The sequence below is a fragment of the Aquiflexum sp. genome (assembly GCF_041751335.1).
Classification (GTDB): Bacteria; Bacteroidota; Bacteroidia; order Cytophagales; family Cyclobacteriaceae; genus Aquiflexum.
This window is the reverse complement of record NZ_JBGSXS010000125.1, coordinates 1-3,915: the sequence shown is the minus strand read 5'-3', so window position 1 is coordinate 3,915 and position 3,915 is coordinate 1. Positions and strand designations below refer to the sequence as shown.

Sequence of the window (3,915 nt, the reverse complement as noted above, 5' to 3'; positions counted from 1 at the left end):
TAGAAAAAAGTTTGGTTATTGGAAAACTTGGAAATATTGGTACTGAAGAAATGGGTGAATTAAACAAAAAACTTATTCAATTGAGATTAAATTTCAGAATTCAAAACCAGAAAATAATTTCATAGAAGGAAAATCGATTCTTTAAATTCGTTGCTATCACAATGTAAACTCAAAGAGAATTTCTGTTTTGCCTTTCCGCCAGTCTTTCCGCTGCTAGTGTGGCAGTGGGCTTCGTGGAAGTGCCTTTAAAAACAAGCCTAAGATTTAAATAAAAGTTAAAAACCTCTAAACATGAAAATCCTCAAGCTAATATTTTTAATCATCCTCACGGTATCATGATCTGAATCCCAAAAGCGAACCAACTTATCTGAAACTGAACAATGGAGGTTGGGCTGGAGGATGATTTCTTCTTCATGGAACAATGATCATCAATTAGTGGAAACTCAATTTGATTCGCTACTGGTCCAAAACCGTAAAATTGATTATAAGTTTTTGATAACTGGACTGAAATCACTTCATGAGCTTGGAAAGCAAGATAAAATCGATTCAATCTTAAATGACATGAATGCTGAACAACTTCAGGAAATATGCAAGAGTGACTTATTCGCTCTGTAAATGAAAGACGTGAAGGTCTGTGAAAATATAGAACCCTATGTAGTGAAGAATGCCGATCTACAGTTGGAACTGATTAAAATGTTTGTGGATGACCAAGCAGTTCGGGGAAATATGATGGAGGATCTTATTGAAAAGTATGGACTGAATAAAGATGAGATCACCCAGGAAGGTGACGGGTTCTCCCCGGTAGATTCTAAAAACAGGCATAGGTTAAAGGAAATTTTTTTGGAGTACGGGTTTCCTACCAAAGAGATGGTTGGAAAGGATGCCATGCATGGCGTATTCCTGATGATCCAACATGCAGATGGTGAAACAGGTTGGCAGAAGGATCAATTATCAAATATTGAAAATGCAGTCAAGAAGGGAGACATGGATGGCCAAAGTTACGCTTACCTTTATGATAGGATCAAAATGAACAGTGGTGAGAAACAATTGTATGGTACCCAATTCTCAGATGTTGATCCAGTAGGTGGAACCGTGACATTGGTTGAAACGGAGGATTTGGACAATTTGGATCATCGAAGAATGGAAATCGGAATGATGCCCATAGAGATGTATAAGGAATTGATGTTAAAAAACATTCAAAAGTAAAATGAAGGATATTTAGGATAGAGGTAATTACCATTTAAACCAAATCTCAGCATTTGCTTTTTTGTTATTTTTATACTCTAAAGAAACTTTTATTAAATACGGATTGATTTTTTATTTTTATACGTATAAAAGAACTTAAATATGGATTCCAAATTAACATTGAAACTCGATAAGGATGTGATAGACAAAGCAAAAGAATATGCAGCATCACACCAAAAAAGTCTTTCCAGAATGATTGAATCTTATCTTAAAACGTTGACAGAAAGAGAAAATCCCCAATTGGATGACGATAGGGAGATCTCACCTTTTGTCAAGAGTATGAGGACAGGGGTCAGCATTCCTGCTGATTTTGATGATAAAAAAGCATATTCAGATTATCTATCAGAAAAACACAAATGATGGACAAACTTTTTTTGGATACAAATTGGTAATGGATCTATTGGGTGAGTGCGAACCATTTTATCTGTCTGCTGCCACGATTGCAACCCTCTCGGATAAGGGTAGAATACATTTAGCAGTATCAGCTTTAACATACTCCACTATTTTTTATTTATTATCCAAGTTTGAAGATAAAGAGTTGGTAAAAGATAAAATCAGAAAGTTCAAAGTCATTGCCGAAACGGCTGACCTGACCGATAAAATCATCAATCAAGGATTGGCATCAAGTTTCTCTGATTTTGAGGATGCGCTTCAACATTACTGTGCTATTGCAACAGATTGTAATATATTGAACACCAGAAATGGAAAAGATTTTAAAATGTCAGATATTCCTGTTCTAAGCCCTCAAGAGTATTTAAATAGCCTGAATAAATGAAAGCAGACAATGAATAATTCGAAAATATCAATACGCCTTTCAAAAATTACCGACTTGCCTGAACTGCAAAAATTGTTTGAGGGCACCATTTCGACAATTTGCAAGGACGACCATTCTCCTGAACAAATAAAAGCTTGGACTTCTTCCATTAAAAACACCCAACGATGAACAGATAAATTGACTTCACAATATTTTTTTATTGCTGAGTTGGATCACAAAATAGTTGGCTTCGCTTCAATGGAGAATAATAATTATTTGGACTTCCTTTATGTTCACAAAGACCACCAAAGAAAAGGTATCGTAGACAAACTTTATTCTAAAATCGAAAAAGAAGCAATTAAGAGGGGAGGAACTGTTCTGAATTCAGACGTTAGCCAAACTGCCAAAAATTTTTTTCTAAAAAATGGTTTTAAAACAATCGCACCTCAGACAAAGATTATTAATGACGTAGAAATCATTAACTATAAGATGGCAAAGCAGCTTGACTTCAACGACGGACATTACAATACAAAGTAAAATGCCCTTGAACGTTTATTAGTAAACCCTTTTCTTAACCATGATTTTTCAGAGGAGTCAATTTATATAAATATGGAAGAGGGATAAAATGTCTTAATAACTTATTTTTCTAATAACATAAAATATTTATTGTTTTTCAATAAATATTTACCGATGTTTGCTACATCACATTAATTTTATCTAAAATGTCAAAAACAAATAACTTCGTATTTAAAGTCCTCCTCATTGTGGCTTGGGCCATCTTTGTCGGTTTGTGCATTGAAGCAGGTGGCTTGCTGGTAAATTTCTTTTTCAGTCTGTATAGGCCTGAATTTGTCCAGAATCTTTACCAAAAGTTGGACTTAAAGAAAATGTATGAAGACAGTAAATTGGTTTTTTTCGCAACCTATAGCTTAATACTGTCCATTTCAATTTTAAAGGCCTACCTATTTTACATTGTTATCAGGTTAATGCACAAAATGGATTTGTCAAAACCATTCAACACTTTTGTTTCGCATCAAATTTTGCAAATGAGTTATTATACCCTTTCAATTGGATTGTTGGGTTACATCGCCAACCAGTTTGCTAAAAATTTAATGAAACATGGGTTTGTAACTAACAACTTGAACCAATTTTGGGCAGACAATCAAGCGTTTATTTTGATGGGGGCTGTAATCTATATTATAGCGACTATTTTCAAAAAAGGGGTAGATATTCAAAATGAAAACGATTTAACTGTTTAGACTATGGCTATAATCGTTAATCTCGACGTGATGATGGCCAGACGGAAAATGTCACTGAACGAGTTGTCCGAAAAAGTGGACATCACCCTATCCAACCTGTCAATCCTGAAAACAGGAAAAGCCAAAGCCATCCGCTTCAGCACCTTGGAAGCCATCTGCAAAGTTTTGGACTGTCAGCCGGGGGATATATTGGAGTTTGTGGAGGGGTGATATATCTTTTTGAAAATGGTATTTATCCTAAAAATAAATTGTCCGTTGAACCTTATTTTTTAGATATTTATGGATACCTGCAGTCCGTAGGCGTGCTTGATATTTGTGGATATTTGTGAGCTTATGCGTTTTGAATAGAAATCAATAGTTTGGTTACATTCAATTTTATAACTTTATACTATAATCTTTTTACCATGACAAAGCAACTGGCCAAAAAACAGGTATTCGATATCTCACAGGAACTTCAATGTGGGATGAAAGTTTATGTCAATACCGACACTTTGGAATATAAAAGTGTCCTGGATTTGGATGACATGGATGATTTTGGTTTTTGGGATGAAGTGTTAGAAGAAATCGAAAATAACTGGAAAAGTTTTTTCACCATAGAGAAAATGAGTTCAAGAGAAGGATTTCAAATCATGGAAGACTTTGTGGATGAGTTGAAGG

At 34.7% G+C, this 3,915-nt stretch carries 7 protein-coding genes; all 7 read left to right on the top strand.

Annotated features, from left to right (window positions below; translation table 11 throughout):
• Nucleotides 1-615: 615 nt before the first annotated feature.
• Entirely contained in the window at nucleotides 616-1,206 is a 591-nt protein-coding gene (locus tag ACEW8U_RS06815; RefSeq protein WP_373521289.1) for a DUF6624 domain-containing protein, read from the top strand.
• Nucleotides 1,207-1,347: 141 nt separating this feature from the next.
• Entirely contained in the window at nucleotides 1,348-1,605 is a 258-nt protein-coding gene (locus ACEW8U_RS06810) for a DUF6364 family protein (RefSeq protein ID WP_373521288.1), read from the top strand.
• Nucleotides 1,559-2,020, top strand: coding sequence for a PIN domain-containing protein (locus tag ACEW8U_RS06805; RefSeq protein WP_373521287.1), 462 nt, complete (start codon nucleotides 1,559-1,561; stop codon nucleotides 2,018-2,020). The genes ACEW8U_RS06810 and ACEW8U_RS06805 overlap by 47 nt, the downstream gene beginning before the upstream one ends.
• A 177-nt stretch (nucleotides 2,021-2,197) precedes the next feature.
• Nucleotides 2,198-2,536: a GNAT family N-acetyltransferase gene (locus ACEW8U_RS06800; RefSeq protein ID WP_373521286.1), complete on the top strand. Its 339-nt coding sequence runs from the start codon at nucleotides 2,198-2,200 to the stop codon at nucleotides 2,534-2,536.
• Between the two features lie 185 nt (nucleotides 2,537-2,721).
• On the top strand, nucleotides 2,722-3,258 hold the full coding sequence (locus tag ACEW8U_RS06795) for a DUF2975 domain-containing protein (protein ID WP_373521285.1): 537 nt from the start codon (nucleotides 2,722-2,724) through the stop codon (nucleotides 3,256-3,258).
• 3 nt (nucleotides 3,259-3,261) lie between these two features.
• The gene (locus ACEW8U_RS06790; protein ID WP_373521284.1) at nucleotides 3,262-3,468 is read left to right on the top strand and encodes a helix-turn-helix domain-containing protein; all 207 of its coding nucleotides are present in this window, start codon (nucleotides 3,262-3,264) and stop codon (nucleotides 3,466-3,468) included.
• A gap of 194 nt (nucleotides 3,469-3,662) precedes the next feature.
• A partial coding sequence (locus tag ACEW8U_RS06785; protein ID WP_373521283.1) for a hypothetical protein occupies nucleotides 3,663-3,915 on the top strand: 253 nt, incomplete at its 3' end.

Coding starts and splice junctions, on each gene's coding strand:
- ACEW8U_RS06790 (WP_373521284.1), top strand. CDS start 3,262: ATGGCTATAATCGTTAATCTCGACGTGATGATGGCCAGACGGAAAATG.
- ACEW8U_RS06795 (WP_373521285.1), top strand. CDS start 2,722: ATGTCAAAAACAAATAACTTCGTATTTAAAGTCCTCCTCATTGTGGCT.
- ACEW8U_RS06805 (WP_373521287.1), top strand. CDS start 1,559: ATGATAAAAAAGCATATTCAGATTATCTATCAGAAAAACACAAATGAT.
- ACEW8U_RS06810 (WP_373521288.1), top strand. CDS start 1,348: ATGGATTCCAAATTAACATTGAAACTCGATAAGGATGTGATAGACAAA.
- ACEW8U_RS06815 (WP_373521289.1), top strand. CDS start 616: ATGAAAGACGTGAAGGTCTGTGAAAATATAGAACCCTATGTAGTGAAG.